The sequence below is a fragment of the Amycolatopsis sp. NPDC104819 genome, assembly GCF_055583145.1.
Genome location: NZ_JBVJON010000016.1, coordinates 16,111 through 31,124, shown reverse-complemented (window position 1 = coordinate 31,124; position 15,014 = coordinate 16,111). Strand labels below are relative to the sequence as shown.

General features: G+C 70.0%; 16 protein-coding genes. 11 read left to right on the top strand and 5 right to left on the bottom strand.

The genetic code is table 11. The features are described from left to right. Positions 1 to 56 precede the first annotated feature (56 nt). The 3 genes from ACZ63E_RS38255 to ACZ63E_RS38245 form a co-directional block, all read right to left on the bottom strand. Complete coding sequence (locus ACZ63E_RS38255; protein WP_465341221.1) at positions 57 to 1,715, bottom strand: AMP-binding protein; 1,659 nt, start codon at positions 1,713 to 1,715, stop codon at positions 57 to 59. A gap of 64 nt (positions 1,716 to 1,779) precedes the next feature. Continuing rightward, entirely contained in the window at positions 1,780 to 3,588 is a 1,809-nt protein-coding gene (locus ACZ63E_RS38250) for a glycoside hydrolase family 15 protein (RefSeq protein ID WP_465341219.1), read from the bottom strand. Next, positions 3,585 to 4,712: a glucose-6-phosphate dehydrogenase gene (locus ACZ63E_RS38245; protein WP_465341218.1), complete on the bottom strand. Its 1,128-nt coding sequence runs from the start codon at positions 4,710 to 4,712 to the stop codon at positions 3,585 to 3,587. The genes ACZ63E_RS38250 and ACZ63E_RS38245 overlap by 4 nt, the downstream gene beginning before the upstream one ends. A 79-nt stretch (positions 4,713 to 4,791) precedes the next feature. On the opposite strand from ACZ63E_RS38245, the gene ACZ63E_RS38240 reads away from it, so the two are divergent. The 11 genes from ACZ63E_RS38240 to ACZ63E_RS38190 all read left to right on the top strand — a co-directional run bounded on the left by ACZ63E_RS38240 (position 4,792) and on the right by ACZ63E_RS38190 (position 13,310). After that, complete coding sequence (locus ACZ63E_RS38240) at positions 4,792 to 6,414, top strand: AAA family ATPase (RefSeq protein ID WP_465341217.1); 1,623 nt, start codon at positions 4,792 to 4,794, stop codon at positions 6,412 to 6,414. Next, positions 6,411 to 6,626: a DUF2997 domain-containing protein gene (locus tag ACZ63E_RS38235; protein WP_465341216.1), complete on the top strand. Its 216-nt coding sequence runs from the start codon at positions 6,411 to 6,413 to the stop codon at positions 6,624 to 6,626. Before ACZ63E_RS38240 ends, ACZ63E_RS38235 begins: the two co-directional genes overlap by 4 nt. Continuing rightward, positions 6,614 to 7,189 (top strand): 4Fe-4S single cluster domain-containing protein, encoded by a 576-nt coding sequence (locus tag ACZ63E_RS38230; protein ID WP_465341215.1) that lies wholly within the window; start codon positions 6,614 to 6,616, stop codon positions 7,187 to 7,189. Before ACZ63E_RS38235 ends, ACZ63E_RS38230 begins: the two co-directional genes overlap by 13 nt. Continuing rightward, on the top strand, positions 7,186 to 7,623 hold the full coding sequence (locus tag ACZ63E_RS38225) for a hypothetical protein (RefSeq protein ID WP_465341214.1): 438 nt from the start codon (positions 7,186 to 7,188) through the stop codon (positions 7,621 to 7,623). The genes ACZ63E_RS38230 and ACZ63E_RS38225 overlap by 4 nt, the downstream gene beginning before the upstream one ends. Further along, positions 7,620 to 8,837, top strand: coding sequence for a hypothetical protein (locus tag ACZ63E_RS38220; protein ID WP_465341213.1), 1,218 nt, complete (start codon positions 7,620 to 7,622; stop codon positions 8,835 to 8,837). Before ACZ63E_RS38225 ends, ACZ63E_RS38220 begins: the two co-directional genes overlap by 4 nt. A gap of 33 nt (positions 8,838 to 8,870) precedes the next feature. Next, entirely contained in the window at positions 8,871 to 9,563 is a 693-nt protein-coding gene (locus ACZ63E_RS38215; RefSeq protein WP_465341212.1) for an ESX secretion-associated protein EspG, read from the top strand. Between the two features lie 71 nt (positions 9,564 to 9,634). Continuing rightward, complete coding sequence (locus ACZ63E_RS38210; RefSeq protein WP_465341211.1) at positions 9,635 to 10,129, top strand: hypothetical protein; 495 nt, start codon at positions 9,635 to 9,637, stop codon at positions 10,127 to 10,129. Next, the gene (locus ACZ63E_RS38205; protein WP_465341210.1) at positions 10,129 to 10,683 is read left to right on the top strand and encodes a DUF3558 domain-containing protein; all 555 of its coding nucleotides are present in this window, start codon (positions 10,129 to 10,131) and stop codon (positions 10,681 to 10,683) included. Before ACZ63E_RS38210 ends, ACZ63E_RS38205 begins: the two co-directional genes overlap by 1 nt. Positions 10,684 to 10,697: 14 nt before the next feature. Further along, positions 10,698 to 12,131, top strand: coding sequence for a hypothetical protein (locus tag ACZ63E_RS38200; RefSeq protein WP_465341209.1), 1,434 nt, complete (start codon positions 10,698 to 10,700; stop codon positions 12,129 to 12,131). 55 nt (positions 12,132 to 12,186) lie between these two features. Beyond that, on the top strand, positions 12,187 to 12,936 hold the full coding sequence (locus ACZ63E_RS38195) for a PhzF family phenazine biosynthesis protein (protein ID WP_465341208.1): 750 nt from the start codon (positions 12,187 to 12,189) through the stop codon (positions 12,934 to 12,936). Continuing rightward, positions 12,936 to 13,310 carry a YccF domain-containing protein gene (locus ACZ63E_RS38190; protein ID WP_465341207.1) on the top strand — a complete coding sequence of 125 codons (375 nt, stop codon included), beginning with the start codon at positions 12,936 to 12,938 and terminating at the stop codon, positions 13,308 to 13,310. The genes ACZ63E_RS38195 and ACZ63E_RS38190 overlap by 1 nt, the downstream gene beginning before the upstream one ends. Here ACZ63E_RS38190 and ACZ63E_RS38185 read toward each other — a convergent pair whose 3' ends face one another. Next, positions 13,311 to 14,111: a metallophosphoesterase gene (locus ACZ63E_RS38185; protein WP_465341206.1), complete on the bottom strand. Its 801-nt coding sequence runs from the start codon at positions 14,109 to 14,111 to the stop codon at positions 13,311 to 13,313. It abuts the gene before it with no gap. A 37-nt stretch (positions 14,112 to 14,148) separates the two neighbouring features. Continuing rightward, positions 14,149 to 14,943 carry an HAD-IIA family hydrolase gene (locus ACZ63E_RS38180; protein ID WP_465301860.1) on the bottom strand — a complete coding sequence of 265 codons (795 nt, stop codon included), beginning with the start codon at positions 14,941 to 14,943 and terminating at the stop codon, positions 14,149 to 14,151. Between the last annotated feature and the right edge of the window lie 71 nt (positions 14,944 to 15,014).

Genomic DNA, 15,014 nt, shown 5'->3' with positions numbered 1-15,014 from the left:
TCTCCCTTCGTGTGACAGACACTGCGAAGGGGCAACGCACGACCGGCTCTCCCGGTTTAGGCGTGCTTCGCGGCGGCCGCGGATTCCAGACCCAGCAGCGTGATCGACTTCTCGCGCATCTCGACCTTGCGGACCTTGCCGGTCACCGTCATCGGGAACTCCTCGACGACGTGCACGTACCGCGGGATCTTGTAGCGCGCGAGCTTGCCTTCGCAGAACTCGCGCACCTTCTCCGTGGTCAGCGGCGAAGCGCCTTCGCGCATGCGGACCCACGCCATCAGCTCTTCGCCGTACTTCTCGTCGGGGACGCCGATGACCTGCGCGTCGAGGATGTCCGGGTGCGTGTACAGGAACTCTTCGATCTCGCGCGGGTACAGGTTTTCGCCACCGCGGATGACCATGTCCTTGATGCGGCCGGTGATGTTGACGTACCCGTCGCCGTCCATGACCGCCAGGTCGCCGGTGTGCATCCAGCGGGCCGCGTCGATCGCCTCGCCCGTCTTGTCCGGCTGCTCCCAGTACCCGAGCATCACCGAGTACCCGCGGGTGCACAGCTCACCGGGCTCGCCGCGCGGCACCGTCAGCCCGGTTTCCGGGTCGACGACCTTGACCTCCAGGTGCGGCCCGACCCGGCCGACCGTCGACACGCGACGCTCGATCGAGTCGTCCGCCCGCGTCTGCGTCGACACCGGGGACGTCTCGGTCATGCCGTAACAAATGGACACCTCGGCCATCCCCATCCGGTCGATGACCTGCTTCATCACCTCGACCGGACACGGCGAGCCCGCCATGATCCCGGTCCGCAGCGACGACAGGTCGAAGCTCGCGAAGTCCGGGTGGTTGAGCTCGGCGATGAACATCGTCGGCACGCCGTAGAGCGAGGTGCACTGCTCCGCGGCGACGGCTTCGAGCGTCGCTTTCGGATCGAACGCGGGCGCCGGGATGACCATGCAGGCGCCGTGGCTGGTGCACGCGAGGTTGCCCATCACCATGCCGAAGCAGTGGTAGAAGGGCACCGGGATGCACACTTTGTCCTGTTCGGTGTAGTTGCAGAGCTCACCGACGAAGTAGCCGTTGTTCAGGATGTTGTGGTGGCTGAGCGTGGCGCCCTTGGGGAAGCCGGTCGTGCCCGAGGTGTACTGGATGTTGATCGGGTCGTCGGCCGAGAGCGCGGCCTGCTTTTCGGCCAGCGACGCCGGGTCGCCCTGCCAGCCGGCGTCCATCAGCGCCTGCCAGCTCTCGCCGCCCAGGATCACGACGTGGTCGAGGCCCGCGCACTTCTCGCGGACCTCGTCGACCATCGCGGGGTAGTCGGAGGTCTTGAACTTGTCCGACGCCACCAGCAGCCGGACGCCGGCCTGGTTGAGCACGTACTCCAGCTCGTGCGAGCGGTAGGCGGGGTTGATGTTGACGAGGATCGCGCCGATCTTCGCGGTCGCGTACTGCAGGAAGGTCCACTCCGCCCGGTTCGGCGACCAGATCCCCACCCGGTCACCCTTGCCGATGCCCTGCGCGACGAGCCCCAGCGCCAGCGCGTTGACCTCGGCGGCGAGCTCCCGGTAGGTCCACCGCCGCCCGGCGAAGCGGTCGACCAGCGCGTCCCGGTTGCCGTGGGCCGCGACCGTCCGGTCGAAGTTGTCGCCGATGGTGTCCCCGAGCAGGGGGACTTCCGAGATCCCCGAGGCGTAGCTCGGCAGGGCGGGCGCGTCAGGCATGGTGCCTCCTGAAGTCGGCGGTGACTAGCGCCGAGTCTAAGAACACACGGCCTGGTCAGCCAGATCAGCCGGCCAACACGCGGTCCAGGTTGATCGCCGAGCTGATCAGCGACAGGTGGGTGAACGCCTGGGGGAAGTTGCCCAGCTGGTCCCCCGTCAAGCCGATCTGCTCGGCATACAACCCCACATGGTTGGCGTAGGTGAACACCTTCTCCAGCGCCAGCCGCGCCTCCTCCACACGCCCGCTGCGAGCCAGAGCCTCGACGTACCAGAACGAACAGATCGAGAACGTCCCTTCAGCGCCCTCGACGCCGTCCGGGGCCTGGGCCGGGTCGTAGCGGAACACCAGACTGTCGACCACCAGCGTGCGCTCGACCGCCCGGAGCGTCGAGGTGAACCGGGGGTCGGTCGGGACGCAGAACTTCACCAGCGGCATCAGCAGCAGCGACGCGTCCGGGACGAACTCGCCGTACTGCCGCGAGTAAGCGCCGTCCGCTTCGCTCCAGCCGCGGGTCTGGATCTGCTCGTGGATCTCGTCGCGGACGGTCGTCCAGCGGGTGAGGTCGGCCGGTAGCCCGCGGCGGCGGGCGACGCGCACCATGCGCTCGATCGCCACCCAGCACATCAGGCGGGAGAACGTGTGGTCCTGGCGGCCCGCGCGGGTCTCCCAGATGCCCTGGTCCGGCTGGTCCCAGTGCTCCAGCAGCCAGTCCAGCACCCGGGTCAGGTTGTGCCACGCGTCGTACGAGATCCCCGAGCCGTGCTTGTCGAACAGGTAGATCGAGTCGATCAGCTCGCCGTAGATGTCCAGCTGCAGCTGCTCGCCCGCCGCGTTGCCGATCCGGACCGGCGACGAGCCGCGGTAGCCCTCCCAGTGGTCGAGCACCTCCTCCTCGCGAGCCGGCTCGCCGTCGATCGTGTACATCACCCGCAACGGCCCGAGGTCGCCGTCGCCCGGGTCTTCGAAGCGGCCGGTGAGCCAGCTGAAGAAGTCCTCGGCCTCGGTGGTGAAACCCAGGCGCAGCAACGCGTACAGCGAGAACGCCGCGTCCCGGATCCAGACGTGCCGGTAGTCCCAGTTGCGCTCGCCGCCGACCTGTTCGGGCAGTCCGCACGTCGGCGCGGCGATGATCGCGCCGGACGGCTCGTGCGTCAGCAGCTTCAGCAGCAGCGCCGAGCGGTGCACCATCTCCCGCCAGCGCCCGGCGTAGGTGGACTGGGCGAGCCAGTCACGCCAGAACGCCACCGTCCCGCGGAACAGCTCCTCGGCCTCGTCGTCTTCGAGCGGCGCTTCGGGCGGGTCGCCGTCCAGCACCTCGAGGACGAACAGCGCGGTCTCGCCGGGGCCGAGCTCGAACTCGCCGGTGACGCCGCCGTCGTCGTCCTTCAGCGGCACCGATGTGCGCAGCCCGAGCCGCAGGTCGCCGCCGTCGAACACCACGCCGTGGTCGGTGCTCTCGACGCGGTGCGACGCCCGCGCGTAGTCGAACCGCGGCCGGACGTCGGTGGTCAGCCGGATGTGGCCGCGGACGTTGACGACCCGCCGCACCAGCCGCTGCCGGTGCGCGGGGTCGCGCGGGCGCAGGACCGGCATGAAGTCCTGCACCTCGACGATGCCGTCTTCGGTGAGGAAGCGCGTGACCAGGATGTTCGAGTCCGGGATGTAGAACTGGTGCCGGTTGGTCACCTCGCACACCGGGTGCAGGCTCCAGTGCCCGCCGCCGTCGGCGTCGAGCAGCGCGCCGAACACGCTCGGCGAGTCGAAGCGGGGCGCGCAGAACCAGCCGATCCGCCCGTCGGTGCCGATCACGGCGGCCGTGCGCAGGTCGCCGATCAGGCCGTGCTCGGCGATCGGCGGGTACCGCTCGCTCATGCCCCCGCCTCCGGTCCCCAGGAACCTCGCTCGTACCGCCGGGTCTCCGGCGGCGCGTCGAGCAGGGGCGCGCACACCTCCCACAGCCGTTCGACCTCGTCGGCGCCGGTGAACCACGAGCGGTCGCCGCGCAACGCCTCGAGCAGCAGCCGCGCGTACGGCTCGCCCTCGCTGTCGTCGGTCAGGTCGGCGTGGAGCGAACCGGCCGTGACCTCCGCGCGCGTCTCCGCCATGGCCTTGCCGGTGCGCAGGGAGAACGGCACTCCGCGCCAGCGGTCGTTGTCCACGAAGGCTTCCAGCGCGACGAACGTCTCGCGGTCGGAGTCCGGGTCGACGTCGTCCTCGTCCCGGTAACCCTCGTACTGGCCGAACACGGCCCGCGCCGGGTCGAACGGCCGCAGCGCGCGGAAGACGTCCAGCTTCGAGGTGCCCGGCTCCGCCGCGAGCACGCCCAGGACCTGGCAGAGGTGCGTCGGCACCATGTCGCGGAAGGTGCCGGTGGCCTCCATGAACGACCCGCGGCCCTCGATGCCGATCTCCTCCGGGACGTCGATCCGCACCGGCTTTGCGTCCGGGGTGGCTTCGGCGAGCTCCCGGACCGCGGCCTTGCCGAGGAAGTGGTCGATCCGGAACACGCGCTCCTCGTCGAACACGCCGTGCACGGTCCGGTTCAGCTCCTTCGCCGACGCGAGGTCGTGCCCGAACGGCTTTTCCAGCACCAGCCGCGCGTCCTCGGCCAGGCCGGACGCGCCGAGCATCTCGACCATCGGGCCCATCGCGGCCGGCGGGACCGACAGGTAGAGCAGCGTCCGGGCGTCCTCGCCCAGGTCGCGGCGGGCTTCGCGGACGGCCTCGGCCAGGTCGGCGCCGTCGTCGCTGTCGGAGACGACGAACGACACCCGGTCCTCGAACCCGCGGATCGTGTCACCGAGGCTCTCGCGGAACTCGTCGTCGGTGCCCGGCGAGTGGCGGCCGGAGCCGATCACGCGGAAGCCGTCCGGCAGGAGCCCCCGCTCGTGCAGCCGGGCGACGCCGGGTAACAGCAGCCGCCGGGCGAGGTCGCCGGTGGCGCCGAAGATCACCAGGACGTGCGGCGGGATCGCGGCCCGTTCGTTGTCGATCACCGTCGGCGGATACCCCGAGGTAGCCGGGCCGAACCACCCCCCGCTGGTAGCATCCGGACCCGAATCGAGGGGGCGATCGATGGCCGGCCAGGGGTTTCGCGACGAGCTGACCCAGCTGTTGCAGGCGCGCTACCCGTTGCTGGTCGTCGAGACGCACGAAGAGCAGCGGGTGCTTCGGGAGATCCGCGCGGTCGCGGAGGACCAGCAGCGGCTGCGCACCCCGCGGCGGGTCTACGTCTGGTCGTCGACCACCGGTCTGGCGCCCGCGGGCGGGCCGCCGATCTCGGAGACGCGGGCCGCCGCGGCCGCGCTCGAGCGGGTCTACAGCTGGGGCGAGCCCGCCGTGTTCGTCTTCGTCGACCTGCACCCGTCGCTGGTCTCCGAAGGTGGGCACCGGCCCGATCCCGACGTCGTCCGGCGGCTGCGGGAGCTCGCCGCCGCGTTCAAGACGCGTCCGGTGCCGCTGAGCCTGATCCTCGTGTCGCCGTCGCTGCCCGTGCCGCCGGAGCTGGAGCACGACGCGACCGTCGTCGACTTCCCGCTGCCCGACCAGCGCCAGATCGGCGAGCTGCTGGACGGCATGGTCGCCGCGCACCGCCAGAACGTCCGGATCAGCATCGACCGGGACGACCGCGACATGATCGTCGCCGCCGCGCGCGGCCTGACGCTGCCCGAAGCCGAGAACGCCTTCGCGCGGGCGCTCGTCGAAGGCGGCGGGCTGGACCCCAGCGACCTCGAGCTGATCCTCGCCGAGAAGCGCCAGGCCGTCCGCCGGTCCGGGATGCTCGACATCGTGCCCGCGGAAACGAGCTTCGACGCCGTCGGCGGCCTCGACCGGCTCAAGCGGTGGCTCACCAAGCGCACCGGCACCTGGACCCCCGCCGCGGCGGCGTACAACCTCGCCGCGCCGAAAGGCCTGCTGCTCACCGGCGTGCCCGGCTGCGGCAAGAGCCTGTCCGCGGTGTGCGTCGCGAACATGTGGCGGCTGCCGTTGCTGCGCCTGGATCTGGGCCGAGTCTTCGCCGGGCTCGTCGGCTCGAGCGAGAAGAACATCCGCACGGTCATCCGCACCGCGGAAGGCATCGCGCCCTGCGTGCTCTGGGTCGACGAGATCGAGAAGGGCCTCGCCGGCGCGGGCGGCGGCGGGGACGGCGGCACCGCGCGTCGTGTGTTCGGCACGTTCCTGTCCTGGATGCAGGAGAAGACGGCGCCGGTGTTCGTGATGGCCACCGCGAACCAGGTCGGCTCGCTGCCGCCGGAGTTCCTCCGCAAGGGCCGGTTCGACGAGATCTTCTTCGTCGACCTGCCCTCCGCGCCCGAGCGCGCGGCGATCTGGCGGATCCACCTGCACCGGCGGGTCACCGACGACTTCGTCCGCAGTGAGCTGCGGATGGACGACGCGCTGTTCACCGAGCTGGCTGACGTCAGCGCCGGCTACAGCGGCGCCGAGATCGAGCAAGCCGTGCTGTCCGGACTGGTGGACGCGTTCGCCGAGAAGCGGCCGCTGCGCCGGGACGACCTGGTGCGCGCGGTGAAGTCGACCGTGCCGCTGTCGGTCACGCAGGCCGACGAGATCCTGGCCATCCGGAACTGGGCGGAGACGCGCGCCGTCGCCGCCACCGACAACGGCGAAGACGTCGAGGCTCCCCCGCCGCCCGTCGCGCCGCCGGAATCCCCGAGGGGAAGGACGATCGACGTATGACGCACCGCGTGACCGTCACCATCGGCAAGGACGGGTCGATCAGCGCCGAGACCCACGGCATGACCGGCTCCAAGTGCCTCGACTACATCCCGCTGCTGGAGGACATGCTCGGCGCGGAAACGGAAACGTCGGAGTTCACCGAGGACTACCGGCGCACGTCGGCGTCCGCCGAGAACACCGCGTCGCAGCAGCAGTCACAATGGAACTCCTGAACCTGCACCGGATCGTCGACACGACGGCGGCGGAGGGCCCGGGCCTGCGGTGCGCGGTGTGGACGCAGGGCTGTTCGGTCCGCTGCCCCGGGTGTTTCAACCCGCAGACGTGGACGACCCGCGGCGGGTTCCGGCTGGCATGGCCGGACCTGGTTTCGCGCGTCCTGGCCATTCCCGGGATCGAGGGGGTCACGCTGCTGGGCGGGGAGCCGTTCGACCAGCCGTCACCGCTGGGCGAGTTCGCTTCGGCGGTGCGCGCGGAGGGGTTGTCCGTCATGACGTTCACCGGGCACGTCCGGGAGGAGCTGCCGCCGTCGAAGCTGCTCGCGTCGACGGATCTGCTGGTGGACGGGCCTTTCCTGGCCGATCGGCCCGAGCCGTCGCGGCCCTGGGTCGGCTCGGTCAACCAGCGGTTCCACTTCCTGACCGACCGCTACGACGAGTCGATCTTCACCGCCCCGAACCGCCTCGAAGTGACGATCGCCCCGGACGGCGCGATCGAGCTGAACGGGTTCGCCACCACCGAAGTGCTCGAAGCCCTGCTCGAAAGGGATCACCGATGAGTGTCACGCTCAAGCTGCGCAGCGAGGCGCTGGCCCAGCTCAACGCGGCCACGATCGCCGCGCACACGCAGGCTGGTGTGGTCACCGTGCGGACGCGGATGCGGCACCGCGACCTGCTGACCCGCGCGCTCACCGGGCTGCGCGCCCAGGTGAGCGACACCGGCAACGCCGTCACGGCCGCATGGGAGGGCCGGCGGATCACGTTCGTTTACGGCGCCGAGGGCGTCCAGATGGCGCACGTGGACGGCCCAGGGCTCGCTGAGGCCGAAGCCCAGCGGCTGGTGTTGTCCGTCGACGAGGCGTACGCGGCCGAAGTGCAGCGCGCCGTGCTCGCCCGGCTGAAGGAGCGCGCGGCTTCGAACGGGATGGTCGTCGAGTCCGAGCGCGTCAATGCCGACCAGTCGATCAGCGTCACGCTGGCCGCCACGTCGTGACCGAGGTCAGGGTCGGCCTGATCGAGTTCGGCAAGGCGCTCAACGACTCGGTCACCCTCCCCGGGCTCGGGGAGCTGCCCGGCGGGCAGGTGAGCATCGGGCGCGCGGTCCGCGGCGCCCGCGCGCGGCTGAAGCGCGGCGACCGGATCCTGGCGGACAACCTGCGTCTCGGGATCATGGTGCGGAAGAAGTTCTTCTCCAGCGACGTCGAGGCGGTGACCGACGCCGGGTTCCTCAAGGACGTCTTCGTCGCCGTCGGGCGGCGCGACATCGGGAACGGCGACGCGCTGGAGCTGTACACCGACGACGCCGTCGGGCCGGACACGAGCCGGCCGGACGCGGTCGCCGCGGTGCTCGCGCCGGCGTACGACCAGGTGACGGGGTTCCACCTGCAGGTGCGGCCGCAGAACGGCGTGCTGCGGTTCGGGGTGCTGACCACGCTGCTGCGCGCCGGCCGGGCGGTCGGCGAGCCGATGCGGGTGCTGGGGCTGTTCGGCCCGGCGGGGCCGGTCGAGGAGCTGCCGGAGGGGCAGCCGGGCACGGTGCTGCTCGGTTTCCAGTGCGACGTGCCGCCGATGGCGGGTGACACGCTGGCCGCGTTCCCCGAGCCGGAGGCTGACCACCTGGAGCGTCGCGAGGGGGTGGCGGTGGTGCACGGCCTGAACGACCTCGGCAACGGCTCGGTCGTCGCGGCGGTCGAGGTCCCGGAAGGGCGCGGCGCGCTGTTCACGGTGGGCCGGCAGGCCCGGGTGCTGCGGCCGGCGGGGACGACGTTCAACGAGCGGAGCACGGTGGTCGCGGCCGACCTGCGGATCCTGTCGCTGGCCCGGGGCGGGGTCGCGACGCGGACGAACGCCGGGTCGCGGACGTTCACCGTGGGGATCGCGTTCCGGGACCTGCGGCAGAACGACACGATCGAGGCGTACGTCCCGGCTGACGCGGTTGCCCTGGCGCCGCCGCCCGCACCTGCCCCGGTTCCTCTTGCGCTCGTGGACGTCAACACGGCTTCCGGACCCGAGCTGGCGCAGCTGCTTCCGGCGGACAAGGTGACCCGGGCGCTGGAGCTGCGGCAACGGCAGGGCGGCTTCCCGGACGTCGAGGCGTTCGGCGTCGCGATCGGCCTGCAGCCGCACGAGATCGTCCGGCTGCGCACCCGGGCGACGGCCGGGCGGGTGCCGTTGCGCGAGACGGGTGTCCGGCAGCTCGACATCTGAGTGCGGGGTGGCGGGTCCGCTACGCTCGGGGACGTGCCGGAGCAATTTTCCCTGGGCCTGACCGAGGTCGACACGGCGATCCGGCGCACCGGTCTCCCGGCGAGCTGGCACCCGTTCGAAATCCGCAGCCCCGGCCGCACCCTGGACGAGCACTCGCGCATCGCGGCGGAGGCGTGGGAGTCCCTTCGCGCGCGCGGCCTGGCGGGCCCGGACAAACTGGACATCGAGGTCGAGCAGACGCTGCGCGCCTGGACCCAGCCGGACGTGCTGATCGTCGTCCGCGCGGCGGAGGAGGGCCGCCAGGTGTTCTACCGGGCGGCCGTCGGGCACGGGCTGGGGGTGTTCTCCGAGCTGGCGGGCGAGGAGATCCTGTTCGCCCAGTCCCGGCCGGACCGCCTGGTCGACCTGGTGGTCGGCATGCTCCCGAGGTACCGCCCGGTCCCGCTGCCGGAGCTGACGATCACCCGCGGCGCCCCGGCCCGCGACGTCGAGGCGGCGGCGGAGTTTTCGGCGTGGCCCCTGCACCGGTACGGGACGTTCGAGCTGTCGGTCCGCGTGTCGGGGGCGTTGCGCCCGACGGGAACGGTGACGTTCATCGACAACGACGGCGGCCGCTTCCTGATGTTCAACGAGCCCCTACCGGGCGGCGAGACCCGCGTGAGGTTCACCCCATCGGATGGTTCCCACCTGCGCACCTGGCTCCACGACCGTGGCCGGAACCACTGACGCGGCCGGTTCGTCACTAGTACAGTGCAGAGGGACCACGCAGGGTGGTGCCGAACGACGGGGAGGGCGTCATGAGCGGTTCACAGTTCGGCGCACCTGGGTCTTTCAAACCACCGGCCGGAGAAGGGGACGCGGGGTCGAACTTCATCTCCGGCCTGCTCAGCGGGAATGTCGACTCGGAGGCCGCGAAGCAGGTCGGCGAAGGTGGCCGTCATCTGAAGTCCCTCGCGGAGAACGGCCAGTTCGCCGTGAACGAGGAAGGCTTCCAGGCGTACATCAAGGCCTGCGACTTCTTCATCGATGGCATCGGCGGGATGCTCTCCAATGTCTACAAACTGGCGAACCCGGCCCAGATGGGCGGCAGCGAATACGCGAAGGCTGTCGCCAACTTCAACGTGCAGGTTGCCAACGGTGACCCGGAGTCGCTGATCCCGAATCTCGAAAAGATGCGAGACGGTGTCGAGCAGGCTCGTGAGGCCATGGTGATCGCCCGCAAGAACTACCGCGAGACCGAGGATGCCCACAGCATGACGTTTGCCAAGTTGAACAAGGGGCTGCAGGAGTAGTGATCGCACGACGCGTTCCGGTCGCGCTCGTCGCCCTGGCTCTGGGTCTTGGCGTCGCCGCCTGCACCAGTCAGGTCGGCGGACAGGCAAGCCCCAGTTCGCAGGCTCCCGCCACGACGAGCACGACAGCTGATTCCGGCAATCCTTTCGCGAGCTTGAGCTCGTGCACGATTCTCGACCAGGCTCTTGCCGGGCAGAGCTTTCCCCAAGCCGAGCAGACGGTCGCTGATCCAGAGCACGGCTGCCACGCCAACAAAGCCAGGGTCGGCGACACCCCTGCGGTTGATGTCGCTCTTTTCCTGCAGGCCGGCGCGAACTACAAAGACAACGTCAACAACCCCGCACAAGCCAGTGACGGGAAAGTCAACGAACGCCCGGCGATCGAAGAGCGGGAACCTCTCAACGCCAAAGGCCAATGCGCGATCCGGTTCCCGGTGCAACAGAGTTCGCGAGCCCTGCTGTCGCTGACCTTCGGGTCGGACACCGCCGGCGCCTGCAAGAAAATCGAAGAACTAGCTCCGAAAGTCGAGCCCCTGCTGCCGAAGAACAACTGATACGGAGTCCAGCCATGAGTCAGCCACACCGGGCGCAGCACCGCCAGTCCGAGGGTGACTACTACGCGGATACCGCCCAGAAGCTTCAAGGTAAGGGCGCCGACGGCCAGCACATCACCGAAAAGGCCGCGTCGGACTATTCGGTTGCCCAGGGAAAGCTCCTGCAGCAAGGGCAAAACCTGCGGGGTGGTGCTCCGGCGCCCGGCGAAAACTACGCGAACCAGCCGCACGAAGTGCTGTACAACATGGTTCACAAGAACATGAACCTCGAAGACCTCAACGACCGCAGCCGGGTCGCCAACGTCTACGGGAACTGGCTCGCCGACGCCTCCAACCAGTTCCGTGACGCCGCGACCGCGGCCGGCGGCTCATGGCAGGGACCAGCGGCCGACCAGGCGAACGGCTTCTTCCAAAGCACTGCCGGGCACACCGAACAGACCGGCAACGCGATGCAGCTGGCTTCGAACCACTACTCCCAGCAGTCGGCCGCCGCGCACTATGCCAAGACCAACATGCCTGAGCCCACCGGCTTCAACCAGCAGGCCGAGCTCGACAAGGCCAAGCAGCAGTACAACTCCGGTGACCTCATCGGCATGAGCTCCACCATGGTCGACATCCAGGCCAAGCAACAACAAGCCGACGCGGCGCACCAGCAAGCCGTTCAGGTGCTTCAGAATCTCGACGGCACCTACCACGAAACCGCCAGCTCCCAACCCACCTACGCGCCGCCGCCGCAGTTGGGGGGCGGGGACTCCACCTCCGCCGCGGGTTTCCACGGCACCAGCAGCACCAGCTTCACCGGCACCCCCACCATCGGCGGCGGAACAGGAACGAGCACCGGCACCGGCGGCCTCACCGGAACCGGACCCGGCGGGACGACCGGCGGCGGTTTCCCAGGAACCACAACACCTCCCGGCACCACCCCGCCCGCCTACGTCCCGCCCGGCGCCACCAGCGGCACCGGCGGCACCTTCGGCGGCGGCAACACGAGCTTCCGCGGTGGCGGCCCGGCCCCCAGCGCCTTCCCGCGCATGACCCCCGACGGCCTCACCATGGCCGGTGGCGGCAATCCCGGCGTCGGCTCAGGCAGCGGTGACATCACGCGGGGCAAGTCCGGCGCCGGCCGCGCCGGGTCCGGGTTTGCCGGGTCGCGGGTCTCCGGGGCCGGGGGTGGCCCGAAGGAAGCCGGTGCGGAGAAGACCGGTGGCAAGGTTCCCGGTGAACGGCTGGAACGCGGGGCCACCGCCGCCGCGGCGGCCAAGGGCAAGGTCGGGGCCAAGGCCGGGGCCTCCGGTGCCGCCGGGGCCGGTGGTGCGGGCAAGAAGAAGGAAGACGACAAGGAGCACAAGAACAAGTACGCCGTCGAGGAAGACGTCTTCGACCTCAAGCCCGAACGCGGGCCGGACGGCGAGAAGATCGTCAAGCCCACCATCGGGGAGACCTCCTAGGGGCGAACCCCTAAATCTCGCCGAGGGGAACCGGGTCGCCGCTAGATTGGAAGCCATGCGCTTCTTCATCGTCGACGCCTTCACCGACCGGGCCTTCACCGGGAACTCCGCCGGAGTCGTCCTCCTGGACGAGCCCGCCGACGCCGCCTGGATGCAAGCCGTCGCCGCTGAGATGAAGCACGCCGAGACCGCCTTCGTCGTCACCACCGGGAACGGCCCGAAGTCGCTCCGGTGGTTCACGCCCGAGGTCGAGGTCGCGCTGTGCGGGCACGCCACCGTCGCCGCCACCCACGTCCTCGGCGGCGAGCAGGTCTACACCACCAAGAGCGGCGAGCTCCGCGCCCGGGCCGACGACGGCTGGGTCGAGCTGGACTTCCCCTCCGACCCGCCCACGCCGACCGACGACGACCTGTCCGGAATCCTCCCCGGTGTCGAGATCGAGTACACCGGGCGCGGCGTCGAGAACCTCTTCGCCGTCCTCCCCGACGCCCAGACGGTCAGAACCCTCGAACCCGACCTCACCCGGCTCAAGGACACCTGGAAGGGCCGCCTGCTCGTCACCGCGAAGGGTGACGACTACGTCAGCCGCTTCTTCGCGCCCGGCGTCGGCATCGACGAGGACCCGGTGACCGGCTCCGCGCACTGCATCCTGTCGCCCTACTGGTCGGAGCGGCTCGGCAAGAAGGAGCTCACCGGCGAACAGGTCTCCCAGCGCGGCGGGATCGTCCGGACGCGCCAGGACGGCGACCGGGTGCACCTCGCCGGTCAGGCCGTCACCGTCGTGAGCGGGGAGCTGCACGTCTGATGCGCACGCTGCTGAACATCATCTGGCTCCTGCTCTGCGGCCTCTGGATGGCGCTGGGTTACCTGGTCGCGGGCGTCATCTGCTGCATCCTGATCATCACGATCCCGTTCGGGCTCGCGTCGTTCCGGATCGCGGCCTACGCGCTGTGGCCGTTCGGGCGCACGGTCGTCGAGCGGCGCGACGCCGGCGCCGCCTCCTGCCTCGGCAACGTCATCTGGTTCATCTTTGCCGGGCTCTGGCTCGCGATCGGCCATATCTTCACCGGCGTCGCGCTCTGCATCACGATCATCGGCATCCCGCTCGGCATCGCGAACTTCAAGATGATCCCGGTGTCGCTGATGCCGCTCGGCAAGGAGATCGTCGAGATCGGCTGATCAGGACTCCGGCTCGTACGGCAGCTCCACGACCAGGCAGGGCCCGCCGACGAACAGCCCGCCGTCGACACCGAGGGCCTTGCCGCCCGCGTACAGGAACGGCCCCTCGATCTGCGTCGGGTGGATGCCCAGCTGGTCGGCGATGACGCTGTGCCCGTGCACGATCCGCGAGCCGCCGAGGGCGCCCATCAGCTTGTCGGCGTTCTCCTCGCCGTCGGGGCCGCGGAACGCGTAACGCGTCGTCATGCGGCGCCAGACGTCCCACCACGACTCGAGGTCCGAACCCGTGAGGATCTCGGCCGCCGCCTCGTTGATCGCCTCGATGGACGACCCCCAGTCGAGGTACTCCAGCGTGTCCGAGTGCAGCAGCAGGTGGTCGGCGGCGAGCGCGGCCAGCGGGCGCGCGGTCAGCCACTCGATGTGCTCCGGGGTCAGCCGGTCCTGGTCCGACAGCAGGCCGCCGTTGATCTCCCAGCTGCGGGCGAAGCTGCGCGGGCCGAAGTCGGACGGCACCGGCTCGTCGCCGAAGTGGTACATCCCCAGTGCCAGGATCTCGTGGTTGCCCAGCAGCGTCTGCACCTGGCCGCCGGCCTTGGCCGCCTGGGCTTCGAGCTGCATGACCAGGTCGATCGCGCCGACGCCGTCCGGGCCGCGGTCGACGAAGTCCCCGAGGAACCACAGCTGGTCCTCGGCCCCCGACCAGTTGTCTTCGTCGTCGACCAGGCCTTCGGCGCGTAGTGCGTCGGCCAGTTCGTCACGGTGGCCGTGCACGTCGCCCACTACGTACGTGGACTTGCTCATCCGCTGACGATAAGCCCTTCTTCCACCCGGCTCACCGTCAGCCTTCACCGAACGGGTCGGTGGTTCGCCCGATCAGGTCGGCGATCGAGTCGAGCACGAGGGTGGGCCGATACGGATAGCGTTCGGCCGACTCCCGGGTGGATATGCCGGTGAGCACGAGGATGGTCTGCAGCCCGGCCTCGATGCCCGAATGCACGTCGGTGTCCATCCGGTCGCCGATCATCAGCGTCGACTCCGAGTGCGCACCCAATCGGCGCAACGCCGAGCGCATCATCAGCGGGTTCGGCTTGCCGACGTAGTACGGCGAGCGCCCGGTGGCCTTCTCGATCAGCGCCGCGACCGACCCGGTGGCCGGCATCGAGCCTTCGATGCTCGGCCCGGTCGCGTCCGGGTTGGTCGCGATGAACTTCGCGCCGCCCTCGATGAGGCGGATCGCGCGGGTGATCGCGCTGAAGCTGTACGTCCGCGTCTCGCCGAGCACGACGTAGTCCGGGTCGCGCTCGGTCAGCACGTAGCCGACCTCGTGCAGCGCCGTCGTGAGGCCCGCTTCGCCGATGACGTACGCCGAGCCGTTCGGCCGCTGCGAGGAGAGGAACTTCGCCGTCGCGAGCGCCGAGGTCCAGATCGACTCCTCGGGGATGTCGAGCCCGGTGCGCTCCAGCCGGGCCCGCAGGTCGCGCGGGGTGTAGATCGAGTTGTTGGTCAGCACCAGGAAGTCGATGCCGTTCGCCTTCAGCTCGGCGAGGAACTCGTCCGCGCCCGGGACGAGGTGCTCCTCCTTGACCAGGACGCCGTCCATGTCGGAGAGATACGTCCACCGGCGCTCGTTCATGCGCGAAACCTATCACGCGCGCGAGGCGCCTGCGGCTCTCGCCGAAAAGGGCTACAGTGGGAATTGCCGGT

Excerpts from the sequence above, each read along its gene's own strand:
- ACZ63E_RS38230 (WP_465341215.1), top strand. The coding sequence starts at position 6,614 with ATGGAACTCCTGAACCTGCACCGGATCGTCGACACGACGGCGGCGGAG.
- ACZ63E_RS38225 (WP_465341214.1), top strand. The coding sequence starts at position 7,186 with ATGAGTGTCACGCTCAAGCTGCGCAGCGAGGCGCTGGCCCAGCTCAAC.
- ACZ63E_RS38200 (WP_465341209.1), top strand. The coding sequence starts at position 10,698 with ATGAGTCAGCCACACCGGGCGCAGCACCGCCAGTCCGAGGGTGACTAC.
- ACZ63E_RS38180 (WP_465301860.1), bottom strand. The coding sequence starts at position 14,943 with ATGAACGAGCGCCGGTGGACGTATCTCTCCGACATGGACGGCGTCCTG.
- ACZ63E_RS38255 (WP_465341221.1), bottom strand. The coding sequence starts at position 1,715 with ATGCCTGACGCGCCCGCCCTGCCGAGCTACGCCTCGGGGATCTCGGAA.
- ACZ63E_RS38235 (WP_465341216.1), top strand. The coding sequence starts at position 6,411 with ATGACGCACCGCGTGACCGTCACCATCGGCAAGGACGGGTCGATCAGC.
- ACZ63E_RS38250 (WP_465341219.1), bottom strand. The coding sequence starts at position 3,588 with ATGAGCGAGCGGTACCCGCCGATCGCCGAGCACGGCCTGATCGGCGAC.
- ACZ63E_RS38240 (WP_465341217.1), top strand. The coding sequence starts at position 4,792 with ATGGCCGGCCAGGGGTTTCGCGACGAGCTGACCCAGCTGTTGCAGGCG.
- ACZ63E_RS38190 (WP_465341207.1), top strand. The coding sequence starts at position 12,936 with ATGCGCACGCTGCTGAACATCATCTGGCTCCTGCTCTGCGGCCTCTGG.
- ACZ63E_RS38185 (WP_465341206.1), bottom strand. The coding sequence starts at position 14,111 with ATGAGCAAGTCCACGTACGTAGTGGGCGACGTGCACGGCCACCGTGAC.
- ACZ63E_RS38210 (WP_465341211.1), top strand. The coding sequence starts at position 9,635 with ATGAGCGGTTCACAGTTCGGCGCACCTGGGTCTTTCAAACCACCGGCC.
- ACZ63E_RS38195 (WP_465341208.1), top strand. The coding sequence starts at position 12,187 with ATGCGCTTCTTCATCGTCGACGCCTTCACCGACCGGGCCTTCACCGGG.